This is a genomic window from uncultured Albimonas sp., from assembly GCF_963977235.1.
GTDB lineage: Bacteria > Pseudomonadota > Alphaproteobacteria > Rhodobacterales > Rhodobacteraceae > Albimonas.
The window spans coordinates 1-25,682 of the sequence record NZ_CAXBOD010000061.1 but is presented as its reverse complement, the minus strand read 5'-3'; the positions used below and the strand labels follow the sequence as shown (position 1 = coordinate 25,682).

25 protein-coding genes are annotated in these 25,682 nt (G+C 72.8%); 9 read left to right on the top strand and 16 right to left on the bottom strand.

Annotated features, from left to right (window positions below):
* Positions 1-273: 273 nt before the first annotated feature.
* From recO to AAC134_RS19945, 4 genes are all read right to left on the bottom strand, one after another.
* Entirely contained in the window at positions 274-1,008 is a 735-nt protein-coding gene (gene recO, locus AAC134_RS19960; RefSeq protein WP_339950890.1) for a DNA repair protein RecO, read from the bottom strand.
* Between the two features lie 2 nt (positions 1,009-1,010).
* Positions 1,011-1,400, bottom strand: a complete 390-nt coding sequence (locus AAC134_RS19955; protein WP_339950889.1) for a RidA family protein — start codon at positions 1,398-1,400, stop codon at positions 1,011-1,013.
* Between the two features lie 110 nt (positions 1,401-1,510).
* A complete protein-coding gene (locus AAC134_RS19950; RefSeq protein WP_339950888.1) occupies positions 1,511-2,101 on the bottom strand; it encodes an NAD(P)H-dependent oxidoreductase in 591 nt (196 codons plus the stop codon).
* Between the two features lies 1 nt (position 2,102).
* Positions 2,103-3,086, bottom strand: a complete 984-nt coding sequence (locus AAC134_RS19945; protein WP_339950887.1) for a DMT family transporter — start codon at positions 3,084-3,086, stop codon at positions 2,103-2,105.
* Between the two features lie 381 nt (positions 3,087-3,467).
* Between AAC134_RS19945 and AAC134_RS19940 the strand changes: the two genes are divergently transcribed.
* Entirely contained in the window at positions 3,468-4,184 is a 717-nt protein-coding gene (locus AAC134_RS19940) for an alpha/beta hydrolase (RefSeq protein WP_339950886.1), read from the top strand.
* Positions 4,185-4,225: 41 nt separating this feature from the next.
* On the opposite strand, the gene AAC134_RS19935 is transcribed toward AAC134_RS19940, so the two are convergent.
* The 7 genes from AAC134_RS19935 to AAC134_RS19905 form a co-directional block, all read right to left on the bottom strand.
* The gene (locus tag AAC134_RS19935; RefSeq protein ID WP_339950885.1) at positions 4,226-5,104 is read right to left on the bottom strand and encodes a methyltransferase; all 879 of its coding nucleotides are present in this window, start codon (positions 5,102-5,104) and stop codon (positions 4,226-4,228) included.
* A complete protein-coding gene (locus AAC134_RS19930) occupies positions 5,101-7,422 on the bottom strand; it encodes a hypothetical protein (RefSeq protein WP_339950884.1) in 2,322 nt (773 codons plus the stop codon). The genes AAC134_RS19935 and AAC134_RS19930 overlap by 4 nt, the downstream gene beginning before the upstream one ends.
* 94 nt (positions 7,423-7,516) lie before the next feature.
* Complete coding sequence (locus AAC134_RS19925) at positions 7,517-8,335, bottom strand: N-acyl homoserine lactonase family protein (RefSeq protein WP_339950883.1); 819 nt, start codon at positions 8,333-8,335, stop codon at positions 7,517-7,519.
* A 143-nt stretch (positions 8,336-8,478) separates the two neighbouring features.
* The gene (locus AAC134_RS19920) at positions 8,479-9,924 is read right to left on the bottom strand and encodes an amidase (protein ID WP_339950882.1); all 1,446 of its coding nucleotides are present in this window, start codon (positions 9,922-9,924) and stop codon (positions 8,479-8,481) included.
* Between the two features lie 102 nt (positions 9,925-10,026).
* A complete protein-coding gene (locus AAC134_RS19915; RefSeq protein ID WP_339950881.1) occupies positions 10,027-10,377 on the bottom strand; it encodes a nuclear transport factor 2 family protein in 351 nt (116 codons plus the stop codon).
* A 4-nt stretch (positions 10,378-10,381) separates the two neighbouring features.
* Entirely contained in the window at positions 10,382-11,560 is a 1,179-nt protein-coding gene (locus AAC134_RS19910; RefSeq protein ID WP_339950880.1) for a Gfo/Idh/MocA family oxidoreductase, read from the bottom strand.
* A 329-nt stretch (positions 11,561-11,889) separates the two neighbouring features.
* Positions 11,890-13,656 (bottom strand): DEAD/DEAH box helicase, encoded by a 1,767-nt coding sequence (locus AAC134_RS19905; RefSeq protein WP_339950879.1) that lies wholly within the window; start codon positions 13,654-13,656, stop codon positions 11,890-11,892.
* A gap of 427 nt (positions 13,657-14,083) precedes the next feature.
* Here AAC134_RS19905 and AAC134_RS19900 point away from each other — a divergent pair, with 427 nt between their 5' ends.
* A complete protein-coding gene (locus AAC134_RS19900; RefSeq protein WP_339950878.1) occupies positions 14,084-14,986 on the top strand; it encodes a hypothetical protein in 903 nt (300 codons plus the stop codon).
* Between the two features lie 70 nt (positions 14,987-15,056).
* Here AAC134_RS19900 and AAC134_RS19895 read toward each other — a convergent pair whose 3' ends face one another.
* From AAC134_RS19895 to AAC134_RS19885, 3 genes are all read right to left on the bottom strand, one after another.
* Complete coding sequence (locus AAC134_RS19895) at positions 15,057-15,227, bottom strand: entericidin A/B family lipoprotein (protein ID WP_339950877.1); 171 nt, start codon at positions 15,225-15,227, stop codon at positions 15,057-15,059.
* Positions 15,228-15,319: 92 nt separating this feature from the next.
* Positions 15,320-16,924, bottom strand: coding sequence for a peptide chain release factor 3 (locus AAC134_RS19890; protein WP_339950876.1), 1,605 nt, complete (start codon positions 16,922-16,924; stop codon positions 15,320-15,322).
* A gap of 66 nt (positions 16,925-16,990) precedes the next feature.
* Positions 16,991-17,839, bottom strand: a complete 849-nt coding sequence (locus tag AAC134_RS19885; protein ID WP_339950875.1) for a DUF1206 domain-containing protein — start codon at positions 17,837-17,839, stop codon at positions 16,991-16,993.
* A gap of 297 nt (positions 17,840-18,136) precedes the next feature.
* On the opposite strand from AAC134_RS19885, the gene AAC134_RS19880 reads away from it, so the two are divergent.
* The 3 genes from AAC134_RS19880 (at position 18,137) to AAC134_RS19870 (ending at position 20,719) form a co-directional block, all read left to right on the top strand.
* Entirely contained in the window at positions 18,137-18,928 is a 792-nt protein-coding gene (locus AAC134_RS19880; RefSeq protein WP_339950874.1) for an SDR family oxidoreductase, read from the top strand.
* Positions 18,929-18,952: 24 nt separating this feature from the next.
* Positions 18,953-19,486: a GNAT family N-acetyltransferase gene (locus tag AAC134_RS19875; RefSeq protein WP_339950873.1), complete on the top strand. Its 534-nt coding sequence runs from the start codon at positions 18,953-18,955 to the stop codon at positions 19,484-19,486.
* 147 nt (positions 19,487-19,633) lie between these two features.
* A complete protein-coding gene (locus AAC134_RS19870) occupies positions 19,634-20,719 on the top strand; it encodes an ABC transporter ATP-binding protein (RefSeq protein WP_339950892.1) in 1,086 nt (361 codons plus the stop codon).
* A 71-nt stretch (positions 20,720-20,790) separates the two neighbouring features.
* Here the strand turns inward: AAC134_RS19870 and AAC134_RS19865 are convergent, their stop codons facing one another.
* A complete protein-coding gene (locus AAC134_RS19865) occupies positions 20,791-21,123 on the bottom strand; it encodes a hypothetical protein (protein ID WP_339950872.1) in 333 nt (110 codons plus the stop codon).
* A gap of 268 nt (positions 21,124-21,391) precedes the next feature.
* Here AAC134_RS19865 and AAC134_RS19860 point away from each other — a divergent pair, with 268 nt between their 5' ends.
* From AAC134_RS19860 to AAC134_RS19845, 4 genes are all read left to right on the top strand, one after another.
* Positions 21,392-21,619, top strand: a complete 228-nt coding sequence (locus tag AAC134_RS19860; protein ID WP_339950871.1) for a twin-arginine translocase TatA/TatE family subunit — start codon at positions 21,392-21,394, stop codon at positions 21,617-21,619.
* Positions 21,620-21,651: 32 nt separating this feature from the next.
* A complete protein-coding gene (tatB, locus tag AAC134_RS19855; protein ID WP_339950870.1) occupies positions 21,652-22,152 on the top strand; it encodes a Sec-independent protein translocase protein TatB in 501 nt (166 codons plus the stop codon).
* 81 nt (positions 22,153-22,233) lie between these two features.
* Positions 22,234-23,052: a twin-arginine translocase subunit TatC gene (tatC, locus tag AAC134_RS19850; RefSeq protein WP_339950869.1), complete on the top strand. Its 819-nt coding sequence runs from the start codon at positions 22,234-22,236 to the stop codon at positions 23,050-23,052.
* A gap of 83 nt (positions 23,053-23,135) precedes the next feature.
* Positions 23,136-23,939, top strand: a complete 804-nt coding sequence (locus tag AAC134_RS19845) for an ATP-binding protein (protein ID WP_339950891.1) — start codon at positions 23,136-23,138, stop codon at positions 23,937-23,939.
* Between the two features lie 152 nt (positions 23,940-24,091).
* Here AAC134_RS19845 and AAC134_RS19840 read toward each other — a convergent pair whose 3' ends face one another.
* The gene (locus tag AAC134_RS19840; protein WP_339950868.1) at positions 24,092-25,573 is read right to left on the bottom strand and encodes a LysM peptidoglycan-binding domain-containing M23 family metallopeptidase; all 1,482 of its coding nucleotides are present in this window, start codon (positions 25,571-25,573) and stop codon (positions 24,092-24,094) included.
* Positions 25,574-25,682: the final 109 nt, after the last annotated feature.

Genomic DNA, 25,682 nt, shown 5'->3' with positions numbered 1-25,682 from the left:
GGCCGCGCCTGTCCTCCGAAGCCGTCCGTCGCTGTTGATGCCTGAGCGACTCGCCCGCAGGGGTCAAGGACAAGCCCGCCTGCGGCGGGTCGCGTGCCGCGATCCCTGACCCCTGCGGGCGAGTCGCTCTTCACGGCATCAGCGACGGACGGCTCCGGAGAACAGGCGCTTCGCGAGGGGTGTTCGGGCGGCGCGCCTGGGGCGGGCGGAACGGTGGGGGACGCCGCGGGCGGAGGTTCGGGGTTGGCGAGCGGGGGGTGCGCGGCGCCCCGGTCAGGGGCGGAAGAGGGCAACGAGGCGGGCGCGGGCCTCGGGGGCGGCGCGGCGGTTGAAGGCGGGGGCGACCTGGGCGTCCCAGAAATGGCCGGTGGCGCGCAGGGCGGCGGCGATGTCGGCCTCGTCGTGACGCGGGTCGCCCAGGAACAGCCGCGGCATCGGCAGCAGGCGGTCGGACCAGGGGCCGCCGGCCTCTCGGCTGACGGCCCGCCCCGTGCGCGGGCTGATCCAGGCAAGATCGGCGTTGGGGCCCGCGGCGCCGGTGACCGCGCAGCACGAGAGGTCCAGGCCGTAGCCGAGCTCGCGCAGCAGGCCCAGCTCCCACAGCGCATAAAGCGCCGGCCAGTCGGCATCCGTGCCCAGCGCGTCGACCAGTTGCAGGGTGCGGGCGTAGAGCTCGGGGTGCGGCTCGCGCTCGGGCAGGAAACTCACCAGAAGGGCGCTGATCGCGCCCATCGCGGACAGCGAGCGGCGGTCGGACATGATCGCGGCGGCGCGGGAGCGGGCGGGCTCGACCCGCCAGGAGCCCATGTGCTCCTCGAGCCGCGCGCGCCACTCGACCGAGAGCTGGGCGCCGGGCTGCAGCACCGGGGCCATGCGCCGAGAGCCGCCGCCGGGCGCGACGCCGGCGTGGCGGCCGTGCTCGGCGGTCAGCACCTCGAGGATCGCGGCGCCCTCGCCATGGCGGCGCACCGCGAGCAGCAGGCCCTCGTCGCGCCAGGTGGTGGCCATGGTCAGTCCGCGGCCGCGATCATCTCGATCTCGACCAGGAACTCGGGGCGGGTGAAGCCCGAGACGATCACCAGGGTCGAGGCGGGGGGCGTGGGCAGGTCGGTCACGAAGGCGTCGCGGGCGGCCATGTAGCCGGCCATGTGCTCGCGCGCGGTGACGAAGGCGTTCAGCCGCACGACGTTGGCGGGCGTCATGCCGGCCTCGGCCAGGATCTCGGCGAGGTTGGCGAAGCAGCGGGCGGCCTGCGCCTCGGCGCCCTCGGGGAGCGTGTCGTCGGGGGCGAGTCCGAGCTGGCCCGAGGCGAACAGCAGACGCGCCCCGGCGGCGACCTCGACCGCGTGGGAGTAGCGGGCGAAGGGGGGGCGGATCGAAGGCGGGGTGATCGGGATCATGCGCGGGGCTCCTTGGGGACGGGGCATCATCCGGGGCCGGGGGGCGGACGTCCAGCGACGATGCGCCGGGCCCGTCCCCGAGGGCGCCTCGTCCGCCGAGCGCGGCGCGGTCAGCGGATGCGCGCGATGCGGCGGCGGACGCGGGCGAGGAAGGCGAGGCGACGACCCTCGGGGACCGTGTCCATCGCGTGCAGGCCCAGCCAGAAGGTCCGGCAGGTCGGCGCGCAGCACGACCGCAGGCCGCGCAGGATGATGCGCCGGCCCGGCTGGCCCATGAACCGCCACAGCCACCACGAGGAGCCCAGCGTGCTGACCTGGCCGATCAGGCGGATGTTGGTCAGGCCCGGGCGGATGCCCCGGGTCCGGGTCGGCATCTTGAAGGCCACGTGGGGCACGAAGACCCGGTCGAGCCAGCCCTTGAGCATCGCCGGCGGGCCGTACCACCAGGTCGGGTGCACGAAGATCAGCCCCTCGGCCCAGCGCACGTCCTCGAGATGGCGGGCGACGGGGCGCTCGTTCCGGCCGGGCTCGTGGTAGCCGATGCGTTCCTCGCGGCGCATCACCGGGTCGAAGTCCTCGGCGTAGAGGTCGGTCAGGCGCACCTCGTGGCCGCCGGCGCGCGCGGTCTCGAGCACGGCGTCGCGCACGGCCGAACCGAAGCTGCCCTCGACGGGATGGCAATAGACGATCAGCAGCCGCATTTCAGGCCGGGGCCTCTGCCGGGGACGGGGCCGGGGCCGCGCGCCAGCGCCAGGCGGCGTGGGCGGCCAGCGCCGAGAGCACCACCGCCCCGCCCGCCAGCGTCCAGGCGCCGGGGTTCTCGCCCAGCACGGCCCAGACCAGGATCGGGCCGGTCACCACCTCGAGCAGGGTCAGCATCGAGGTCTCGGCCGCGGGCAGCCGGCGCGAGCCCCAGGAGATCAGCGCGATCGCCGCGGGCATGATGATCCCGCCCGAGGCGAAGGCCCAGGCGATCTGGGAGGGCTCGGTCGGGCCGAAGCTCGCGAAGGGCAGGGCGATCAGGCCGCCCAGCAGCCAGCCGGGACCGATCATCGGCGTGGCCGAGGCGGCCTTGAGCCGGCGCAGGATCACGAAGAAGGAGGCGATGCAGAAGGCCGAGAGCACCCCCGCCGCGATCCCGGTCAGCGAGGCCGCGCCCTCGCCCCAGGCGCCGGCGGCGACCAGCGCGAGACCCGCGGCGGTGGCGGCGATGGCGGCCGCGGTCTGGGGGGCGATGCGCTCGCCCAGGAAGGCGCGCGCCATCAGGGCGGCGAGCATCGGGGTGGCGGCGAAGGCCAGCATGGCGTTGGCCACGCTCGTCCACATGATCGAGACGGTGAACAGCACCGTCGTGGCCGCCTCGAGCGCGGCCAGCGCCAGGCCCCAGCGCCCCAGCCCCAGGATCGCGCGGGGCAGGCCGCGGCCAAAGACCAGCAGGCAGCCCAGCGTCAGCACCGTGCCGCCGAACAGCCCGCGCAGCGTCGCCAGCGCGAACGCGTCGAGCCCCGACATCCGCATCGCCAGCGCGTCGGGCGTGAACACCAGCACCCCCAGCGCCACCACCAGCAGGCCGCGGCGGGCCTGGGCGGGCGAGGGCGCCTCGAGGGGCGCGACCACGGGGGCGGGAGACAGCTCCGGCATGGCTCCGCCGCCGGGCGTGGCGGGACCGGTTTCGCGTCCAGGCATCAAGGGTCGTCCGGGGGCAGGTCGGCGGAAATCGGCCGAGGCGCGGACGCTAGCGGCGATGCCGGCCGTTGTCCATGTCGGGGCGAAGCCGCGCCGACCATGGGCGCGGTCCCGGGGCCGCGGGCAAATCGCGCCGGTGTTCCGGTATGGCGCAGGCGGCCGGGGGCGTGGGCGGGGGGCGTCAGGCGGGGGCGTCGACGGGGGGTCCGTCGGGCGGGACCGGAATGGGGCGGCGGCGGCGCCGGCCGGGCGTCCTACGGGGCGCGGGACGCCCGCGCGGGCGCCGCCCGCGCTTGACGCGCCCCCTCGGGCCTTGTTCGGTGCGCCCCGAGACAAGGCCGGGCCCGCGCGTGGGACTGCCCGGCCGAGAGGAGGAAGATCATGACGGTCCTGTTCGTTCACGGCATCGGCGCCGGCAAGGAGACCTTCGAGGAGGTCGTCCCCCTGGTCCCCGGCGCGCGCGCCCTCGACATGCCCGGCTGGGGCGACGAGCCCTGGGGCGGGCCCGCCTCGTTCCCCGCGCTCGCCGACTGGCTGGCGGGCAAGATCGAGGAGACCGGCGGCCCGGCGGTGATCTTCGGCCATTCCTTCGGCGGCATGCTGGCGCTGGAGACCGCGCTGACCCATCCGGGCAAGGTGCGCGCCTTCGTCGCCTGCGCCACCTCGCCGGCCTTCGGCGGCCGCGACCCCAGCTTTGCCGAGCAGTTCCTGGCCGGACGCCTGAAGCCGCTGGACGAGGGCATGAGCATGCCCGAGCTGGCGCGGAAGTCGTCCGAGCAGATGGCCGGGTCGGGCGTCTCGCCCGAGCGGATGGAGCGGTTCGCCGGCTCGATGGGCCGGCTCGACGAGAAAGTCTATCGCGACGTGGTCCGCTGCCTGACCACCTTCAATCGCCGCGACGACCTCGAGAAGGTGACCCAACCGGTGCTGTGCCTGGCCGCCGACGCCGACGAGACGGCGCCCGCCAAGACCATGGAAAAGATGGCCGGCAAGCTGCCGAAGGGCGAGTTCCAGGTCCTCCCCGGCGGCCACCTCCTCCCCGTGCAGTCGCCCGAGGCGACGGCCGAGGCGGTGAACGCGTTCCTCAAGCGGATCTGAATCGGGGAGGCGGGGGGCCTGCGCCTCCCGCCCCCCTGCCGTCAGACGGCGGGGCGGCGGGCGACGACCAGGTGGCCGGGCTCGGGATTGCCGAGGTTGGTGCGGATCACCCACGGCTCCAGCGCCGCGATCTCGAAGCCGGCCTCGGTCAGCGCGCGGCGCAGGTAGCTCTCGGCGTGGTGAAATCGCTGGTGGGGGCCGACGGTCCAGCCGCTGGGGGGGAAGGCGTCCTCGGGCAGGGTCTCGGTCGAGATCGCCATCAGCCCGCCGGGGACGAGCTGAGCGAAGGCGCCGGCGAACAGATCCTCGAGCCCGCCCAGATAGGGCAGCACGTCGGCCGCCGTGATCAGGTCCCAGGGGCCCGAGACGTCGCCGTCCTCGTCCTCGGCCGGCGCCAGCAGGAAGGCGACCGCGTCGCCCACGTAGAGCGCGTCGTAGAGGCCGCGCTCATCGGCCTCGCCCAGCATCTCCTCCGAGAGGTCGAGGCCGGTGGAATGGCCCCGCTCGCCCGGCAGCGCGGCGTCGAGGGCCGCGGCCATCAGACCGGTGCCGCAGCCGAGGTCCAGCAGGCTCGGCTCTGCGTCAGGCGCCATGACCTCGGCCAGCATCTCGGCGAGCCGCGTGGGCGCGCGGTAGCCGAGCTGACCCACCAGGATCTCCTCGAATGCGGCGGCGTGCTGGTCGAAGAGGGTGGCGACATAGGCGGGCGGCGCGCGGTCGGGCGCCTCGCCGCGTCGTAGCGAGGCGAGGCGGACGGCCGCGCCGCCGTGATCCTCGGGGTCGAGCGCCAGCACCTCGCGCCAGGCCGCGGCGGCGGCGTCGGCCTCGCCGGCCTTCTCCAGCGCCAGGGCGCGGGCGTAGGCGTCCTCGAGCGGGTCGGAGGCGGCGTCCTCGCCGCGATCGTCGGGCGTCCCGTTCATCGCGTGGGGTTCCGCAGCGGCTTCGCGCTGGCCGGCGCGGTGGTCGGCGTGGCGTATCCGATCATGTCGTCGGGTCCGTCGTAGGAATAGACCAGCAGCTGGTCGCCGCCGATCCGCTGCACCTCGCTGGGGCCCTTGGGCGTCGGGACCAGCGGGTAGCCCATGATCCGGGCGCGCACCGGGCGGTCGCGCGCGTCGCTCTCGATCACCGCCGCGCCGTGGCGGGTGTAGCGCTCGGACGCGTAGCCGTCGGTGGGGCCGCGCCGCCAGCCGTCCGGGCGGCCTTGCGCATCATAGAGGTAGAGGTCGCGCCAGCCCCGTGCGGGCCACAGCCAGGGGTCGGCGTATTCGGCCTGGGTCTCGGCGCTGTCGTAGCTGATCGTCTTGGGCCGGCCCGCGGCGTCGTAGGTCCGCTCCTGCCGCGGGGGGAAGGCGACCGAGATGAAGGCCGGGGCCGAGAGGGCGGCGCCCTCGACCTCGGCGAACACCGCGATGTCGACGCGGTGCGAGCGCAGGCCCCGCGGCGGGGCCGCGACCTCGCTCTGCCAGTCCACCTCGATGTCGGCCGTCTCTCCATGCTCGCCCGAGGGGGTGATGCGCACCCGATCCGGATCGCCGCGCAGCAGCACCCAGCGGAAGCTCGCGGGGCGCCCGCGATGTCCGTTCCGCTCCGAGGCGCCGACCCGCATCGACATCGTGCGCCCGACGTCGCGAAACAGCCGCGAGATCGCAGAAGGCGTGTCGAACCAGCCCTGGGAGAGGCCGTCGCCAAACACGCTGACGCCGGGAACGGGCCGGTTCTCGTCCAGGACCTTGAGCGTCACCAGCGGCGGGATCTGGTCGGGGGTCAGGGCGTTGGCGATCTCGATCATGCGGATCGGCTCGGCCATCTCCGGATCGAAGACCGTGGGATGGGCTGCAGCGGAGAGGTAGTCCTCGTCCGTCTCGATCCCCTTCTGGCCGCGCCGCCAGATCATCTGCACCACCGGTGAGATCATCCGTTGTTCGATCAACGCGGCCTTAGTGTCTGGCCGCAGGGCGGCGAGGATCTTGGCCACCGCGTGTTTCGCCGCCCCGTCCGAGCCGGAGCTGCCTTGGCTGACGATCAGGTAAGGCGTGTTGGCCGGGAAGACATCGCCGTAGAACCCGTCGTGATCCTTGTGCTCGGGGTAGATGTAGATCTGATTCGAGGCGTACTGGCGCCACAGCTCCTGCGGTCCGCCCTTCCGTGTCAGGCCCAGCCGCGCCATGCTTCGCCAGGCGGGAGCGCTTGTCATCGCTGTAGAGGAATTGCCGAACACAGGCGGATAGAGCTCGCTGTTAGCCGAGATCGCGATGCCGTCGGCCAGGCCGTAGCCGTAGCCCTGGGCGCGGACTTCGGGCGCGTGTTCAAGATGCGTGATCTGAGGATAGACAACGAATCCGATGCCCGAGTGATTGTCGTCGAGGTTCTCGTAGAAGTCGCCATGGTTTCCGGCGGCAAGTCCGGCAGACAGCAGTCGGCTCAAGAGCCGCGCTTCGGGCGAGTCACCCCACATCACTGGCAGGTCAGGGTTTGGGGGCGGCAGGACGAACATGGCGCGCGCGACCCCGTCGCTTGGCGACCATTCGGAGTTCGCCTCGCTGATCACCGCCTTGCCCTCCTCCAGCGGCGAGGGGATCGCGGGCGGGGGCGGGGCGGCGCTCTCGGGCGGGGGGGCGCGCATCGCCTCGAGCGCGGAGGCGAAGCCGGGGCGTCCGCGCAGCTTGGCAAAGATCGGCGCCATCTCGATCGCGGCCACGTTGCGGTAGCCGGAGTCGGCGGCGGCCTGCAGCGCCGCCTCGGCGTCCTCGAGACGCTCCTGCCGCACCCTGAGCTGCGCCAGCGCCACCCGCAGGCCATGCATGTGCGGCCAGCGGGCGAGGGTGCGTTGCAGGGCGGCGTCGCCTTCGACCACGCGGCCGTCGCTGAAGGCGTCCGCGATCTCGGCGACCAGCGACTGGAACTGCGAGCGCGCGAAGACCGGGATCTCTGCGGGGGTGCGCGCCCGGGCGCTGCGGCGCGCGGCCTGGGAGGCGAGCTCCGCCCTCGCCTGGCGCCTGGCCTCTGCGGCCTCCTTGGCCTTCTCCTTCGCCTGGGCCTTGTCGTCCTTGTCGTCCTTGTCGTCGGCCTGCGCGGCCGAGGGGCCGGCGCTCAGCGGCAGGCCCTGCCAGGGGAAGACCCACGCCGCGGTTCCGGTCGCCGCAACCGCCAGCGCGAGGGTGGCGGCCAGACGCAGGGCGCCCCGGCGACGGTCGGCGCGGGAGGGCGGGAAGGGCCGGCGGCGGCGACGGGTCAAGGGGCGGCTCCTGAAATCGGCGGCGCGGTGGGCGGAACATGGCCCGCGCATCGCCGCGCCGCAAGTCCGGGCGCGGCGCGCGGCCTCGCGCTGCTCAGTCGACCGGCGCCATCGCCAGCGGATCAAAGTCGCGCGGGGCCACGTCCAGCCGGTGCACGAATCCGCCCGCGATCTCGGGGAACAGCCGGCGCACTAGCGGATCGTGGCCGGGGATCACCAGTCCGGGCGAGGAGGCCAGCGCCTGGATGCGGCCATAGCCGTCCAGCGTCTCCTGCATGTCCGCGACGATCGGGAAGGGCCGCCCCTCGAGATAGTTGGCGTAGAAATGCGAGGCGTCAGAGGCCAGGCACAGCCAGCCCTCGCGCGTGCGCGCCCGCACCACCTGCAGACCCTTCGAGTGGCCGCCGATCCGGTGGACGGTGACCCCGGGCGCGACCTCGGCGTCGCCGTCGTGAAAGATCACCTGGCCCGCGAACACCCGGCGCACCATCTCGCAGACGTGCTCGGCGGTGAAGGTGTGGCGCATGTGCGCGTGACACATGCACGGCCCGGTGGCGAAGGCTATCTCGGCGGCCTGAAGGTGGAAGGTGGCGGCGGGATAGCGGTGCAGACCGCCGGCGTGGTCGAAGTGCAGGTGGGTGACGATGACCGTGTCGATGCTCTCGGGCGTGAGGCCGAGCGGCGCCAGCGCTTCGTGGGGGGCGCGCTCGATCGACCGGCCGCGGCGGGCGGCCTCGTCGGCCTCGAAGCCGGTGTCGACCAGGATCGTCCGATCGCCGGAACGCAGCACCCAGGTGAAGAAATCGATCGGCATCGGCGCGTCATGCGGATCGCCGCCGACGAAGGACGCCGCGCGCTTGCGGTCGAGAACCTCGCCGTATTTCAGCGCATAGACCTCCCAGGTCCCGTCCATGTCCGTCTCCTCCCATCGGTTCTGTTTGACGGGCACAGTGGCGGCGCGAGGCGCGGATGGAAAGGCCGAAGGGGCGGGCTCGCGCCCCTTCGTGTTTCAGCAGACCGGGGTTTCAGCAGACCGGGGTTCGGCAGACCGGGGTTTCAGCGAACCGGCGGCTTGCGATGGGCCCAGGGCCGCGCGCGCTCGAGATCCGCGCACAGCGACATCAGCAGCGCGTCCTCGCCGAAGGCGGTGGCGAGCTGCACCCCGATCGGCAGCCCCTCGGCGTTCCAGAACAGCGGGACCGAGGCCGCCGGCTGGCCCGAGACGTTGAACGCCGCGGTGAAGGGCGAGTAGTCGGCGACCCCGCCCGGGCCGAAGCGGAACGCCTCGAAGTCGCCGTGGGCGTGGGTGAAGCGGCCGCACTCGGCCGGCGGCTCGCCGAGCGTGGGGGTGACCAGCACGTCCATACCCGAAAGATAGCGCGCGAAGGCGCGGCCGAAGGCGTGGATCGTCTCGATCGCCGCGAGGTAGTCGGCCCCCGAGATCGTTTCGGCCAGCCGCTTGGCGTCGAGCGCCAGCGGCTCGACCTCGCCGGGCTGGATCGGGCGGCCGCGGGCGGCCTCGATGGCCTGCAGGGTGCGCGCGGTTCCCGCCGAGATCAGTCGGGCGGTGGCGCGCAGCATGCCCGCGATGTCGGCCTCGGGCAGGGGCGCCTCGACCACCTCGTGACCCATCGAGGCGAGCAGGGCGCCCGCGTCCTCGGCCGCGGCCTTCGCGTCGGCGTGAATCGGGGCGCCCGTGAAGGTGGTGGTCAGCACCCCGGCGCGCAGCTTGCCCGGCGCGCGGTCGGCGGCCTGGGCGTAGGAGATCTCCATCGCCGGCGCGGCGTAGGGATCGCCCGGCATCGGGCCCGAGACGACGTCCATCAGCGCCGCGTTGTCGCGCACCGATCGCGTGACGAAGCCGGCCGAGGACAGGCCCCCCCAGCCCTCGCCCGTCGCCGGCCCCTGGCTGATCCGCGCCCGCGTCGGCTTGAACCCGAACAGCCCGCAGGACGCCGCCGGGATCCGGGTCGAGCCCGCCCCGTCGGACGCATGGGCCGCCGGCAGCACCCGCGCGGCCACCGCCGCGCCCGACCCCCCCGAGGAGCCGCCCGAGGTCCGCTCGAGGTTCCAGGGGTTGCGGGTGGGGCCGCCGTAGACCGCGCTTTCGGTCGCCGGGCCGCAGCCGAACTCGGGCGAGGTTCCCCGCCCGAAGGTGACCAGCCCCGCATCGCGCAGTTTGGCGTAGAAATGCGAATCCACGCTGGGCATCGACCCTTCGAGCAGCCGGGAGCCCGACGAGACCGGGAAGCCCACCGCCGCGGCCCCGAGGTCCTTGAGCACGAAGGGCACGCCGCGGAACGGCCCCTCGGGCAGGCCCTTGGCAATCAGCTCGCGGGCCCGGTCGGGGACGAGGTTGGTCAGGGCGTTGATCTGCGGGTTCACCCGCTCGGCCCGCGCCAGCGCCTCGTCGAGCAGCTCGTCCGGCGTCGCCTCGCCTTTGGCGACCAGCTCGGCGAGGGCGGTGGCGTCGAGATCTTCATAGGCGTCTGACAGGGACATCGGCGGGCTCCGCTTCGGGGTGGGAGGGCCACCATGGCCCCGGATCGACCGTGAGAAAAGATGCGACACGCTCGTATCGGCGTGCGATCCGCGCGGCGCAGTTCAGTCCGCGTGGCAGGCCGAGGCCTCGACCACCCGCCCCTCGGGATCCAGGCGCAGGGTCTCGAGCGCCTCGACTCCGCGGTGGTTTCGATAGGCGATCGCCAGCATCCCGTGGCCGGCGTAGACGCGCGTCACCTCGAAGGCGAGGTCGGGCTGGCGGGCGAGCGCGGCGGCCCAGTAGGCGCGAAGGGCCTCGATCCCGTGGATCTCGCCTTCCCCGGTCAACGCCAGCGCCTTGCGCGAGCGGAACACCACCTCTGGCGCGTAGTGCGCCAGGATCCGGTCCAGGTCGTGGCTGTTCCAGTCGGCCTGCCAGCGGGCGGCGAAGGCCTCGGATGCGGCCAGGGTCATGCGATCAGTCCTTCTTCGGATCCGTCTCGGCGTCGGCGTCGGCGTCCGGGTCGGCTTCGGGGGCGGGCGCGGGTCCGGGCAGCGCGGGGGCCGAGAGGCCGCGGAAGATCGCGGCGGCCGTCGGCTCCCAGGCGTCGGCGCGGTCGGGGTCGGGCGTCAGCACCTTGCCGGTGCGGGCCGATTCCTCGACCGCAAGCGCCGCGGCGAGGCTCAAGAGCGCGTCCTCGCCGGTGACGAGCGGCGCGATCTCGCCCCGCGCCACCCGCGCGAAATGGTCGAGCTGCGCGGCCCGCGCATCGAGCGCAGGGCTGGGCAGGGGCAGGCGGCTGAGCGGCCTGGACCAGTCGCCCCTGCCGGCCCCGTTGTGGCGCCAGTAGGTCAGCGAGGGCAGCGACATCGCGCCCTCCGAGCCGACCAGCCGCAGACAGTCCTCGCCGGTGCGCGCCACCTCGTCGCCGTCGCCGGTTGCGGCCTCCCACCCCCAGGGCGACAGGCCGACCGAGCTCATCAGCGCGGTGGCGAGCGCCCCCGAGCGGAAGCGCAGCACCGCGCCGGCCGAGTCCGTCTCGGGCGACTGCGGGGTGGCCCGCGAGGTCAGCGCGCAGACCGAGGCGATGTCGCCCATCAGCCAGCGCAGCAGGTCGACGTCGTTGGCCAGTTGCGTCATCGCCGCCCCCGCGCCCGAGCGGACCCGCCAGGCGAAACCGCCCTGGTCCTCGGGCTGACGCAGGATCCAGGCGGCGTCGGCGGCGACCAGCCGGCCCAGAAGCCCGCCCTGCGCCGCCTCGCGCGCGGCGGCGACAGCAGGGTGGTGGCGGCGGTGGTGACCCACCAGCAGCGGCGCGCCCGAGCGGGCGAAGGCGTCGCGGATGCGCCGCGCGTCGCGCAGCGAGGCCGCCAGGCTGCGGTCGGTCAGGGCGGCCAGGCCGCGCGCGGCGACGGCCTCGGCCGCGGCGGCGCGGGTGGTGACGGGCAGGGCGATGATCGCCCCCGCGACGCCCGGCGGCGCCTCGTCGAGGTCGGCCGCCGTGGGGAAGCCGGCGTCGCTCGCCCGTTCGCGCGCGCTGTCGGCCGGATCGATGACCGCGGCCAGCTCCAGCCCGGCGCAGTCCGCGACCAGCCGCGCCTGGCGCAGCCCGTCGCGACCCGCGCCGATGACCACCACGGGGACCGGCGCGCTCATGCGCGTCCAAGGCGCCGCAAGGGGCGGCGCGTCGGGGGCTGGGGATATCGAGGCGTTCGCGTAAACATGAACGGAGTCTATAGGCAGATGCGGGGTTAACGTAAAAGCGGGCAGGCTAGAAGATGACGCAACGTCGTCGAAGACAATCCCCGGTGGATCGCTCCCGGGGCGCCGCAACGCGTTTCACAATGGAACAATCACAATTTCGGGGCCGGTTCGCGGCGCCTCTCGCGGCGTCTGGAGCGAATCTCGCGGCCCGGCCGCGGGTCGGACACGACAAGGCCCGCCGGAACGCCGGCGGGCCTTGTCGCGATGGGTCGGCGCCGCCCTCAGGCGGCTTCGCTGCGCCGGTCGCCGTCGTCGGAGTCGTCCTCGGCGGTCGGCGTCGGGCTGCGGCCCAGGATCCGCTCGAGGTTCACTTCGCGCAGCATGAAGGCCGGGACGTGGTCGCCCATGCCCACGACGGGCCCGCGGCGGCGCCCGCCCCGATCCGCGTTGCGGTCGGCGTTGCGGTCGTTGCGGTCGCTGCGTTCGGTCCGGTCCTCGCGCTCGCGGCGGGGGGAGCGGTCCTCCCGCTCGGTCTTTGCGGCGGGGGCGGCGTCGCGGGGATCCTCGACGGGCGCCGCGTCGCGCGGGTCGTCCGAGGCGGTCTTGCGGCGACGCGCGGGGCGACGACGCTCCTTGGGCGCCTCCTCGGCCGGGGCCTCGGCCTCGGGCGCGGCGGTCTTCGCCGTGTCCTTGGGCTCGGGCTTCGCCTCGGCGACGGCGTCGCCGCCGGTCCCGGACTCGGACCCCGACGCGGCCACGGCGTCGGTCGCGGGCTCGGCGGTCTCGGCCTCGTCCTTCTTGCGGCTGCGCGCGGTGCGGGTGCGGCGGCGGGTGGCCCGGGCGGCCTCGCGCTCGGCCGCGTCGGTGGGCGCGGGGGCCTCGGCCTCGGGCTCCGGCTCGGCGGCCATCGGCGAGTCGAGGCGCGGCACGGGCATGCCCAGCAGCTCCTCGATCTTGTCGATGTGCTTCTCCTCATGGGGGAAGCACAGCGTGATCGCCTTGCCCTTGCGCCCGGCCCGGCCGGTGCGGCCGATGCGGTGCACGTAATCCTCGGAGTGGATCGGCACGTCGTAGTTGATCACGTGGCTGACCGAGGGGATGTCGAGCCCGCGGGCCGCCACGTCCGAAGCGACCAGGATCGAGATCTCGCCCGAGCGGAACCCGTCGAGCGTGCGCGTGCGCACCGACTGCTCGAGGTCGCCATGCAGGGCGCCCACGTTGAAATCGTGCTTCTTGAGCGACTTGAAGACGACGTCCACGTCCCGCTTGCGGTTGCAGAAGACGATGGCGTTGGTCAGCGTCTCGCCTTCCGAGCGCAGCAGCCGGCGCAGGATCTCGCGCTTGTCGCTGTCGGCGCGGTCCTTGCGGGCGGGCTTGTGACGGATCACGCCCTGCGCGATCGTCTCGGCCGCGGTGGCCTGGCGCGCGACCTCGACCCGCTGGGGATTGTGCAGGAAGGTCTCGGTCAGGCGGGTGATCTCGGGGGGCATGGTCGCCGAGAAGAACAGCGTCTGCTTGGTGAAGGGCAGCAGGCCGAAGATCCGCTCGAGATCGGGGATGAAGCCCATGTCGAGCATCCGGTCGGCCTCGTCGACCACCATCACCTGCACGCCGGTCAGCATCAGCTTGCCGCGCTCGAAATGGTCGAGCAGCCGGCCGGGGGTGGCGATCAGCACGTCGACGCCGCGGTCGATCAGCTTGTCCTGGTCCTTGAACGACACGCCGCCGATCAGCAGCGCCATCGTCAGGCGGTGGTGCTTGCCGTAAATCTCGAAGTTCTCGGCCACCTGGGCGGCGAGTTCGCGCGTCGGGCACAGGATCAGGGAGCGGGGCATCCGCGCCTTGGCCCGGCCCTGGGCGAGGATCGTGATCATCGGAATGGTGAAGGCGGCGGTCTTGCCGGTGCCGGTCTGGGCGATGCCCAGCACGTCGCGGCCCATCAGGGCGTGGGGGATCGCCTGCTCCTGGATCGGAGTCGGCGTCTCGTAGCCGGCCTCTTCGACGGCCTGCAGGACTTTGGGGTCAAGATCGAGATCGGAGAATTTCATCGGAATCCTTTGCGGAGCGGCTCTGCGGTTCACGTGAGTGGACCGCAATGTCTCCGCGCGGTCCCGTCATCGCGCGCCCGGACGGCGCGTCTGGCGGCCTAATCGCCGAGATCGCCGCGAAAGTCAACGAATCTGGGCCCCAGACCGGCGGATTGGACGCACAAACCCGGCAACCGGCCCTGAAATGACGCAGGCGACGGGCGAAAGGCGCTCTCGGGCCGCCCTGGCCCCGGGGCGGCGCGACTCGGGGCGGGCGCGCCGCGCTGCAGGGGGGATTTGTTCAACTTGCTTTCCGGCACCTTAATATTAACAATGTATATTATCCATTCTTTAATGCATTTTTAGCGGCCTCTTAACTTAACGCGCGTCAACTGTCTGAATTGGTCTCGCAACTGGGGCGGGATCTTCAGCAACTGGATGCGCACCCATGGCGACCAACCCCGCGATCGCCGGCATGACCGGCGAAATGAGCATGCTCAACGGTCTCACCCCGATCGGCGAGCCCTACCGGATCGGCCGCTGGCATCGCGACCTGTTCGCGCGCCACGGCTATGTGCACGAGCTCGGAGCGGCGGTGAAACGCGCCCTGAAGGGGCGTCGCGACGGGCCGCGGTTCGTGATCTATGGGCGGGCGCGCTCGGGCTCGACGTTGCTGGTCAAGCTGCTCGAGCAGATCCCCGACATCCACTGCCGGGGCGAGGCGCTGCATTTCGGGGTGCTGGGGCCGAGGGCGCATCTCAATCGTCTGGCGGATCTGCGCAAGGCGCCGGTGCATGGCTGCAAGCTGTTGTCCTACCAGCTGGTCGAGGTGCAGCGCATGCGCTCGGTCGGCGCCTTCATGCAGGGGCTGGCCGAGGACGGGTTCGTGCTGATCCACCTCACGCGCGGCACGCTCGCCCAGGCGACCTCGCTCTCGGTCGCCCAGCAGACCGACCGCTATCATGCGGCGCGCGAGAGCATCTCGTCGCGCGCGCCGGTCCGGCTGGATCCCGAGACCTTCGTGCGTCAGACGCGCATGCAGCTCGGTCTGCTGGAGATGGAGCGCGCGGCGCTCGCCGGCCTCCCCACGCTGGAGGTCCGCTATGAGCGGGACCTGCTGCCCGCGGAGGCCCACCAGGGCGCGGTTGACCGGATCTGCGCCAGGCTGGGCGCCCGCTCGCAGCCGGTGCGCAGCCCGCTTCGCAAGCTGCTGCCGATTCGGTTCGAGGAGGTGGTGGCAAATGCCGACGAGGTGCGCGAGGCGATGCTTCGCGCCGGCCTCGACGACGTGTTCGACGAGGCGGAAGCGCATCGCCACGGCCTCGATCCCGCGGCCATCGCCGCGCAGTAGCCGGGGCGCCGAGATCGGGAGACCCCGCGCGGCGCGCCTGTCACGGGCGGCGCCGGGCGGGGCGGCCGGGTCACTCGGTGGCTTTTTCCAGCTCTTCCTCGCTCTCGGTGGCGACATGCGAGACGCCGCTGCCGGCGGCCTGGATGTCGCGGCCAGCCCCTTCGACGGTGTTGCAGCCGGCAAGCGCGGTGCTGACGAAACCGGCGGCCATCAGGGCGACGAGGGTCTTTCGGGCGATCATGATCTGAATCTCCGTTGGGCGCCGCGGAGAACCGTGCGGCCAGATACCACTGTGCGGGAGACCGTGACCGAGTTGGGGCGCGATTGCGCCTTTCAGGTGTGCATCTCCTTGATCGCCGACAGTTTCACCTCCGGGTGGTCGCGCGCGATCCGGTCGAGGTCCCATTGCAGGCGGGTCATGTAGACCGGATCGCCGTCGGAATCCTCGGCCATGTGGCCCTTGTTGCCCTTCATGAAGGCCTCGACCGCCTCGCGGGGCCCCGAGACCCAGCGCGCCCCGGTGAACTGGGTCGGCTCGAAGCGCACGGGCAGGCCGTACTCCTGCTCGATTCGGCTGGCCAGCACCTCGAACTGAAGCTGGCCCACGACGCCCACGATGTGGCCCGAGCCGATCGAGGGCTTGAAGACCTTGGCCGCGCCCTCCTCGGCGAACTGGGTCAGCGCCTTGTCGAGGTGCTTGGCCTTCATCGGATCGCCCGCGCGGCAGGTCTGCAGCAGCTCGGGCGCGAAGGCGGGAATGCCGGTGAAGCGCAGGTTTTCGCCCTCGGTCAGCGCGTCGCCGATGCGCAGCTGGCCGTGGTTGGGAATGCCGATAATGTCGCCCGCCCAGGCGTCCTCCAGGACCTCGCGCTCGGAGGCCAGGAACATCACCGGGTTGGAGATCGCCATCGGCTTGCCCGAGCGCACGTGGTTGAGCTTCATGCCCCGCTTGAAATGCCCCGAGCACAGCCGCAGGAACGCCACCCGGTCGCGGTGCTTGGGGTCCATGTTGGCCTGCACCTTGAACACGAAGCCCGAGACCTTGGGCTCCTCGGGCGAGACGTGGCGCGGCTCGGCCGGGCGGGGCTGGGGCGGGGGCGCGTGGTCGGCCAGGCCCTGGATCAGCTCCTGCACCCCGAAGGAGTTCAGCGCCGAGCCGAACCAGATCGGGCTCATGTGCCCCTCGCGGAACGCCTGGGGGTCGAAGGCGGGGAGCAGGCCGCGGGCCATCTCGACCTCCTCGGCCAGCGTCTCGGCCTGCCCAGCGCTCATGTGCTCGGTGAGCCTGGGGTCGGAAAGGCCAGAAATCTCGACGTTCTTGCCGCGCACGTTGCGCTCGGCGCGGTCCATCACGTTCAGGCGGTTGCGCAGCAGGTCATAGGCGCCCACGAAGTCGCGGCCCATGCCGACGGGCCAGGAGGCGGGGGCCACGTCGATGGCCAGCATCTCCTGGATCTCGTCGATGATCTCGAAGGTGTCGCGGCTCTCGCGGTCCATCTTGTTGCAGAAGGTCAGGATCGGCATGTCGCGCAGCCGGCAGACCTCGAACAGTTTTCGGGTCTGGCTTTCGACGCCCTTGGCGCCGTCGATGACCATGATGGCCGCGTCCACCGCGGTCAGCACCCGGTAGGTGTCTTCCGAGAAGTCGTCGTGGCCGGGCGTGTCGACCAGGTTGAACCAGGTCCCGTTCCATTCGAACGACATCGCCGAGGCCGAGACCGAGATCCCGCGCTCCTGCTCCATCTTCATGAAGTCCGAGCGGGTGCGGCGCGCCTCGCCCTTGGCGCGGACCTGGCCGGCCATCTGGATCGCGCCTCCGTAAAGGAGGAACTTCTCAGTCAGCGTGGTCTTGCCCGCGTCGGGATGCGAGATGATGGCGAAGGTTCGCCGGCGCGCGATCTCGGGCGGAAGCTGGGGGGCGTTGGACAGGTCCTGCATGGCGCGCGGTATAGGCGGGCGCGGGGCGCCGCGCAACGGGGCGTGCGCGGCGCAGGGCAGGGCGGTTCAGACCCCCGCCCGCGCCTCCAGCCGGTGGGCGAGCGTGGGCGTCTCGTCCGAGCGGCAGCGCGGGATCAGCCCGTAGGCCGCCATCACCGCGCAGAACAGGGCGAAGGCCAGCAGCCCCACCGCGACCGCCATCAGCAGCGCCTGACCGTACACGGCCCCGCGCAGCGCCGACAACGCCTGGCCGAGCCCCCCGGCCTTTTCGGGATCGTAGGTCCAGGCGGCCCAGACCAGCAGCACGCCGATGATGCCCACCACCACCCCCTGAGCGGCCACGCCATAGCGCAGCACCGGGTCGAGCCGCCGGGTCAGAGGCGTGCCGTGCAGCTTCTCGCGATAGTCGCCCGAGGCGCCCTTGTGGATGTAGTACGCCCCCGCCCCGACCACGCAGAGCCCCGCGGCAGCCATCGCCCAGGCCCCGTAGGGCTGCTGCATCAGCCACTCGGAGGCCGAGCGCGCGCCGCCCCCTTCCTCGCCGCCCCCGCCCGTGGGCAGGCCGACGAGCAGCGTCGCCGCATAGACCCCCAGCCCGAGGTGGATGACGCCCGAGACCACCTGGCCCAGCCGCGCCACCGCCCCCTTGGCCCCGTTGCCGTGGGCGTCGAGGTCCAGCGCCGCCGCGGTCAGCCGCCAGGCCGCGTAGCACACGAGCCCCGCCGCCACGGCCGCCAGCGCGGTCAGCCCCCAGGGAGAATTTCGCAGGCTGCGCAGCGCGTCCGTGGTGCCCTCGGCCTGGCCGCCGCTGAGGGCGGCCGAGACGGCGAGCGCCCCGGTCACGGCATAGGTCAATCCCCGGCCGAGAAAGCCGATGCGCATTGCGGGAACCACCCATCCGGGGGGCGTGTCCATGAAGCGGCCTCCTTGCGATCCGTTGTCGGACGTCACCCATGGCCGCTGCGCGCGGCGAAGTCATGCGGGCACGGCGCCGGAAGCGAGGCCATTCCGGGGCGCGGCGTGGTCCGAGGCCGGGCTCGGGGAGCGCGGCGCCGGGTCGGGCGCGCGGGCGGAACCTGCGCGCCCCGCGCCGCGCCCGGCTTGCCCCGCTTCGAGGGCGGGCCTAGGGTTCGGCCCGCCGCGCCGCCCGGCGCGACCCTCCAATCCCGCGTCGCCGCTCCGGCGCCGCGCCCACCACAAGGGAGACGTCCGATGGACCTCGGCATCCGCGGCAAGACCGCCATCGTGTGCGCCAGCTCGAAAGGTCTCGGCAAGGGCTGCGCCCAGGCGCTGGCCGAGGCCGGGGTGAACCTGGTCCTGAACGCCCGCGGCGCCGAGGCGCTGGAGGCGACGGCCCACGAGATCCGCTCCGCCCATCAGGTTCAGGTGGCCACGGTTGCCGGCGACATCACCTCGGACGAGGGTCAGGCCGCCGTGCTCGCCGCCGCGCGCGAGATGGGCGGGGGCGTCGACATCCTGGTCAACAACGCCGGCGGCCCGCCCCCGGGCCTGTGGTCGGACTGGGAGCGCGAGGACTGGCTGAAGGCGTTGAATTCCAACATGCTGACGCCGATCGCCCTGATCAAGGCGGTGCTGCCGGGGATGATCGAGCGCAAATGGGGCCGCATCGTCAACATCACCTCGCAGTCGGTGAAGTCGCCGATCCCGGTGCTGGGCCTGTCGAACGCCGCGCGCGCCGGCCTGACCGGCTATGTCGCGGGCACCTCGCGCCAGGTCGCCCAGCACGGGGTGGTGATGAACAACCTCCTCCCCGGCGCCCATGACACCGACCGCATCAAGTCGCTCAACGCCGCCGAGGTCGAGAAGCGCGGCATCACCATGGACGAGGCGATGGCCGAGCGCGCCAACGCCGTGCCCACCCGACGCATCGGCACGCCGGCCGAGTTCGGCGCCACCTGCGCCTTCATGTGCTCGCAGCACGTGGGGTTCATGATCGGCCAGAACGTCCTGCTCGACGGCGGCATCGGCAACACCACGATGTGAGCGGTCCGCGATGAGCCCCTCACGATGAGCGGACTGGGCGAGACGCCGCCCCGGCTTCGGCCGGGGCGGGTCGAGGATGCGGTCGCCTGCGCCCGGATCGAGGCCGACTGCGCCCTGCAGTTTCGCGACAGCCCCCACCCCTGGGTGGCCGAGCGCGAGAGCCCGCTCCCCGCCGAGCACGCCCAGGCCGCCACGCTCGGCCGCCTGCAGGTGGTGGAGCTCCACGACAGGGTCGTGGGCTTCGCGATCCTCGAACCCGACCCCGACAGCGCCACGCTGCACCTGGTCGAACTGGATGTCGCGCCGCGCTTCCAGCGGCGGGGGCTGGCGCGCGCGCTGGTGGATCGGGCGATGGAGCTTGCCGCCGCGCGCGGCTTCTCGGCCCTGACCCTGACCACCTTCCGCAACGTGGCCTGGAACGGGCCGCTCTATCTGCGCCTGGGCTTCCGCGAGCTGGCGCCGCAGGACTGGACCACCCCCTGCCGGCGGGAGACCGAGGGCATGGCCGCCCGCGGCCTGCCGGTCGAGGACCGCGTGGCGATGATCCGCAGACGCTGAGCGCAGCACGCCGGGGGGCCGCGCCGGAGAGGCGGCGCCGGCGGCGCTTGCCTCCAGCCGGCGCGGTTGCTATCCGCCGAACCCGATAAAAACGCTCGGGAAGCCCGGCCGCCCGCCCGGTCCCGCGATGATGCGAAGGAGCGCCCCCTGCCGGACCCCGTCCCCCGCCTGGCCCTAGACGGTCTGCGCCAGGTCTACGAGGGCGCGGCGGTGGTGGACGACGTCTCGATCGAGGTCGCGCCCGGCGAGATCGTCTGCCTGCTGGGCCCCTCGGGCTGCGGCAAGTCCACCACCCTGCGCATCGCCGCGGGGGTCGAGCGACAGGACGCGGGCTCGGTCGCGATCGACGGCGAGACCGTCTCCGACCGCCGCCGCCACCGACCGCCAGAGGCGCGCAACGTCGGCCTGGTGTTCCAGGACTTCGCGCTGTTCCCGCACCTGCGGGTCTCCGAGAACATCGCCTTCGGCCTCAAGCGCGCCGACCGTGCGGGCGATGGCGCGCGGGCCGAGGAACTGCTGCGCCAGGTCGGGCTGGGCGGCTACGGCCCCAAGTATCCCCACCAGCTCTCGGGCGGCGAGCAGCAGCGCGTGGCGCTGGCGCGCGCCCTGGCCCCGCGGCCGCGGGTGATGCTGATGGACGAGCCGTTCTCGGGCCTCGACAAGCGCCTGCGCGACGAGGTGCGCGACGAGGCGCTCTCGGTGCTCAAGGCCGAGGGAGCGGGCGTGCTGCTGGTCACTCATGAGCCGGAGGAGGCGATGCGCATGGCCGACCGCATCGCGCTGATGCGCGGGGGGCGGATCGTGCAGGTCGGCGCGCCGTATCACATCTACAACTATCCCGCGGACCGGCCGGCGGCGGCCTTCTTCTCGGACGTCAACGTGATCAGGGCGCGGGCGCGGTCGCGCCAGCTCGAGACGCCGTTCGGCCTGTTCCTGACCCCCGGGCTCGAGGACGGGCAGGAGGTGGACATCGTGATCCGCCCCCAGCACCTGAAGATCGACCCGGACGTGGGGCAGGGCGGCCCCCGGCCCTCGGCCGCCAACGGCGCGCCCGCGCGCGGCACGGTGGAGCGGGCGCGGTTCATAGGCTCGGAGAGCCTGATCGAGGTGCGCATGGACCACGACGGCTCGGTCCTGCGCGCCACGGTGCCAGGCGCCTGGCTGCCGGACCGGGGCGCGGGCCTGTGGCTGTCGCTGCGCCGCGATCGCTGCTTCGTGTTTCCCGCGGCCTGAGCCTGCTCCGTTCCGGGACACTCTCGGAAAGATAGCGCCGGCGACTCCAAGCTGATGGCCCGAGGGCGCGCTCAGTCGGCGTTGTAGACCATGTCGGTGATCCGCCCGTTCCTGTCGTCGACGGTGCAGCGCCAGGTCCCCGCGTCGCGATGATCGCGCAGCCGCACCAGCGAGCTTCCCCCCGAGGGATCCGAGCTGAGGATCCGCACCGGCTTGTCCCCGGTGCGCGCCTTCACCCGCTGGCGGCAGGCGCGTTCGGCGGCCTTCGGCGCGTCGCGCGCGCCCTCCTTCAGGTGGCCCGGATGCTCGGGCGCGCAGGCCCCCAGCGCGAGGGCCAGGACCAGCCCGCAGGCCGCGCAGAGGGGCAGCCGGGCGAGCGTGGGGACGGGACGGCGAAGGGTCATCGGAATCTCCTGCAAACGCGCGCGGGGCGGCCGGGCTGACGAACCCTCGTCCGGCGTCGCTGAGCGACGGATGAACGCAGCAAGACCGGTCGCCGCCCAGCGGAACCCCCTGCCGCGGGTCGGAATCCCGCCCTCCGCGACCATTGACGCCGCCCGCGCGGCTTCACGAGCGGACGATGGGGGCTTCAACCCGACCGCAGTATCCAATACATGAAGCGATGACCGTCCGCGCCAAGGCGCGCGGAAGCCAGACATGGGAGGCAGGGCCATGGCCCCGAGCATTTGGCAGATCCTGATCGTCGCCGTCCTCGTCGTGCTGCTGTTCGGGCGCGGCAAGATTTCGGGCGTGATGGGCGATGTCGCGAAAGGCATCAAGAGCTTCAAGAAGGGCATGCAGGACGACGACTCGACGTCGACGACCGCCAACAAGCGGGTGGGCGATCCCGGCGACGACGCCGTCGACGTCACCCCCTCGGGCGAAAAGAAGGACGCTTGAGCCCTCTTTCCGCGACGGCGGAGGTCGCCTGAATGTTCGACATCGGCTGGTCGGAGCTGCTGGTGATCGGCGCGCTTGCGCTGATCGTGGTGGGCCCGAAGGAGCTTCCGGGAATGCTGCGCACCTGCGGACAGTACGTGTCCAAGGCGCGGCGCATGGCGCGCGACTTCCAGCGCACCATGGAGGACGCGGCCGACGCCGCCGACCTCGGAGAGCTCAAGGACGTGCAGAAGTCCATGGCGGACTGGAACCGCAAGGTCGGGCCCGGGGCGCCGAAGTCCTACGCCAAGGACTTCATGAAGGGCGGCGACAAGAAGACTGAGGGGGCCGCGGCGCCCGAGGCCCGCTCGCACGACGCCGCCGACGCGGCCGAGAACGCCGCCTGGGCCGCCGAAGACGAAGCCCGCCGCAAGGCCGAGGCCGAAGCCGCGGGCCAGGACGTCCCCGGCATCTCGCCCTCGGCCCCGTTGTCTTCGGAAGCGCCCGAGTCTGCCGCCGCGGCGGTCCCGCCGCCGGCCTCGAAATCCGCGTGAGCCTCGCCGCCCGATCCCGGGCGGGGAGGCCACGCCGGGCGCCGGGGTCTTCCCGGTCCCTGACCGCTGTGTGAGACCCCGATGACGAGCCAGACCAACGAGGACGATATCGAGGCCTCGCGCGCCCCCCTGATCGAGCATCTGACCGAGCTGCGCAGCCGGCTGATCTGGTCGCTGTGGGGCTTCGCGGGGACCACGATCTTCTGCTTCATCTTCGCGCGGCAGATCTTCGACATCCTCACCGGACCCCTGCGCGGCGCGCTGCTGGACCGGGGGATGGAGCCGCGGCTGATCTACACCGCCCTGCAGGAGAAGTTCTTCACCGACCTGCGGCTGGCGGTCTTCGGCGGCTTCTTCCTGGCCTTTCCGATCATCGCCACGCAGGTCTGGAAATTCGTCGCGCCGGGCCTCTACCGCAATGAGCGGGGGGCGTTCTGGCCGTTCCTGGCGGCCACCCCGATCCTGTTCTTCACCGGCGCGTGCCTAGTGTATTTCTTCGTCGCGCCAATGGCTTTCGGGTTCTTCCTCGATTACGGCACGACCGGCGACGGCGACGGGATCGCGACCGCGACCGAGTTCCTGGGCAAGGTCCGGGACTACCTCGACATCATGATGACCTTCATCCTGGCCTTCGGCATCTGCTTCCAGCTGCCGGTGCTGCTGACCCTGCTGGGGCGCGCGGGGCTGGTCTCGGCCGCGGGGCTGGCGCGTTCGCGCAAATACGCGATTGTGGCGATCGCCGCCGCCGCAGCGATCCTGACGCCGCCCGATCCGCTCAGCCAGCTGGGCCTCGGGATCCCGGTCTACCTGCTCTACGAGATCTCCATCCACCTGGTCCGCGCGGCCGAGCGCAAGCGCGCCCGGCGCGAGGAGGAGGAAGACGAGGAGCTGGGCCTGTGACCGGCTTCGCGCGCCCCCTCTCGCCCCGCCCCGAGGCCGAGGGAGAGGACCTGGTCAGCCGTCTCGTCGCTGCGCTCGAGCGGATGAGCCCGCCGCCGCTGGCCGCGCCCGACTTCGCGGCCGCCGACGCCTTCGTGTGGCACGCCTCGCCCGACCGCCTGGATCCGGTGCCGAGCGTCAGCCGCGTGAACCTGGACCTGCTGCTGGGCATCGAGCGCTCGCGCGACGTGCTGCTCGACAACACCACGCGCTTCGCCAACGGGCTGCCGGCGAACAACGCGCTGCTGTGGGGCGCGCGGGGCATGGGCAAGTCGAGCCTCGTGAAGGCCGCTCATGCGCGCGTGAACGAGGGGCGCGAAACCCCTCTGATCCTTGTGGAAATCCAGCGCGAGGATCTGCCCAGCATCGGCCGCCTGCTGACCCATTTGCGCGGCGCGCCGGAGCGGCGGTTCCTGCTGTTCTGCGACGACCTGAGCTTCGACAAGGACGACGCCCACTACAAGAGCCTGAAGGCGGTGCTCGACGGCGGAGTCGAGGGGCGGCCGGAGAACGTGATCTTCTACGCCACTTCGAACCGGCGGCACCTGATGCCGCGGGACATGATCGAGAACGAGCGCTCGACCGCGATCAGCCCCTCGGAGGCGACCGAGGAGAAGGTCAGCCTCTCGGACCGCTTCGGCCTGTGGCTGGGCTTCCACGCCTGCGCGCAGGACCAGTACCTGGCGATGATCCGCGGCTACTGCGACGCCTACGGGATCGAGATCGACGACGAGGCGCTGCGCGCCGAGGCGATCGAGTGGCGCCAGACCCGCGGCTCGGTCTCCGGGCGGGTGGCCTGGCAGTTCGTGACCGATCTGGCGGGCCGGCGGGGCGTGCGCATCGGCTGAGGCCGACCGCGGGACATATCCCCTGAGTTCAATGGCATCTGGCCGCGTCTTCAGACGCGGTCTGCGGGTTCACGTCGGACCATGCGCAAAGGCCGCCCCGGAGGGCGGCCTTGCCATGTCGTCTCGGGACCGGGCCGCAACGCCCTGTCGCGTCAGAAGTAACCGGCGGGATCCTCGGAGAACGCGCCCTTGCGCACCTCGAAATGCAGGGTCGTCGGGCCCGAGTCCGGCGCCCCGACCGAGCCGAGGCGCTGGCCCGCCGCAACGGTGTCGCCCTTGCTGACGGCGATGTCGCCGAGGCGGCTGTAGACCGTCATCATCTCGTCGGTATGGCGCACCAGCACGATGTTCCCCCACTCGCCCAGCGAGCGGGAGACCAGCGCCACCGTGCCCGCCGCGGCGGCCGACACCGGCTCGCCGGCGGTGGCCGCGAAATCCACGCCGTCGTTGCGCTGGCCCGAGCCGGAGCGGTTGAACTCCGACACGATGCGCCCCGGCACCGGGCGCGCTAGCTTCCCAGGCGCGGCGGCAGGGGCGGGGGCGGGGGCCTCGACCGAAGCCGTCTGCACGGGGACCGTCGCGGCCGGAGCGGCCGAGATCGACGTCGGCGCGGCGGCCGGCGTCTCGGGCGCCGAGGGCGGCGGCGACTGGTACTGGCTCAGGTTCGGCGAGGCGAGCGGCTGGGCCTGCACCGTGTCGGCGGGCAGCGGCGCTCCGGAGGACGGCGGCGGCGTCGCCGTGCCCTCGCCGCCGGGCGGGTAGAGCGGGCCCGAGGGGGTCCCCCCCGGCGAGCCGGTGGCCGCCGGGATCACCAGCACCTGTCCTGAGGTCACCGTGTAGTTGGGCCCCGACAGCGCGTTCCACGAGATCAGCGATTCGGGCGAAACCCCGTACTGGCGGGCGATCGAGTAGATCGTCTCGCCGTCCTGCACGTCGTGATAGCCGACGTCCGAGCCGCCGGCGCCGGCCGACGCGCCTGTCCCCAGGCGGGGCGACCCCGCCGCGACGCTGCCGGTTTCGGAGCGCTGCAGCGCCCCCTCGACCATCGAGGCCGACCAGCCGTCCGCGCCCGGCGTGGCGGCCGAGGCGATGGCGGGCGTTGCCGCGGAGGCGACCGCGGGGGTCGAGGCCGCCGTCACCGCCACGGCCGGCGCGGGGCCGGTGGGCTGCCGGGGCGCCTGAGAGAGGGCCTGCGGGGCGCTCGAAGGGGCCGCGGCGGACCCGCCCGAGCGGTAGCCCTCGGCGCGCGGCGGCAGCACCAGCTCGTCGCCCGGCGAGGGCACGTAGCTGGTCGGCAGGCCGTTATACGCCGCGAGCTCGTTGGCCGAGAGGCCCACGCGAAGCGCCATCGCCTGCACCGTGTCGCCGCTGCGGGCGACCACGGCCGAATAGTCCTGGTAAACCAGCACCCCGCGCGAATCCGGCGTGGGGTTGCCCGGCGCGGGCACGACCGGCGCCGAGGAGGCCGGCGCGGAGGCCGAGGGCGCCGAGGGCGAGGAAGACTGTCCGCCGCCCCCGTCGGAGCAGGCGGCCAGCGCCGCCGCCGAGACGGCGATCAGCAATCCGGCGCGCAGGCGCGCAAGTCCGGCCCGGGCGGGCGGGGCGAAGGCGGGGGAGAAGGTCGGTCGGGTCATGGCGTCTCGGGCGTCGGAGCTCGGGCGGCCCAGGGGGCGGGGGCGGGGCCGGGGCGGGGCCGGCGTATCCGGCCCCGCCGCTCAGGGATCGGGGATCAGTCAACCACGT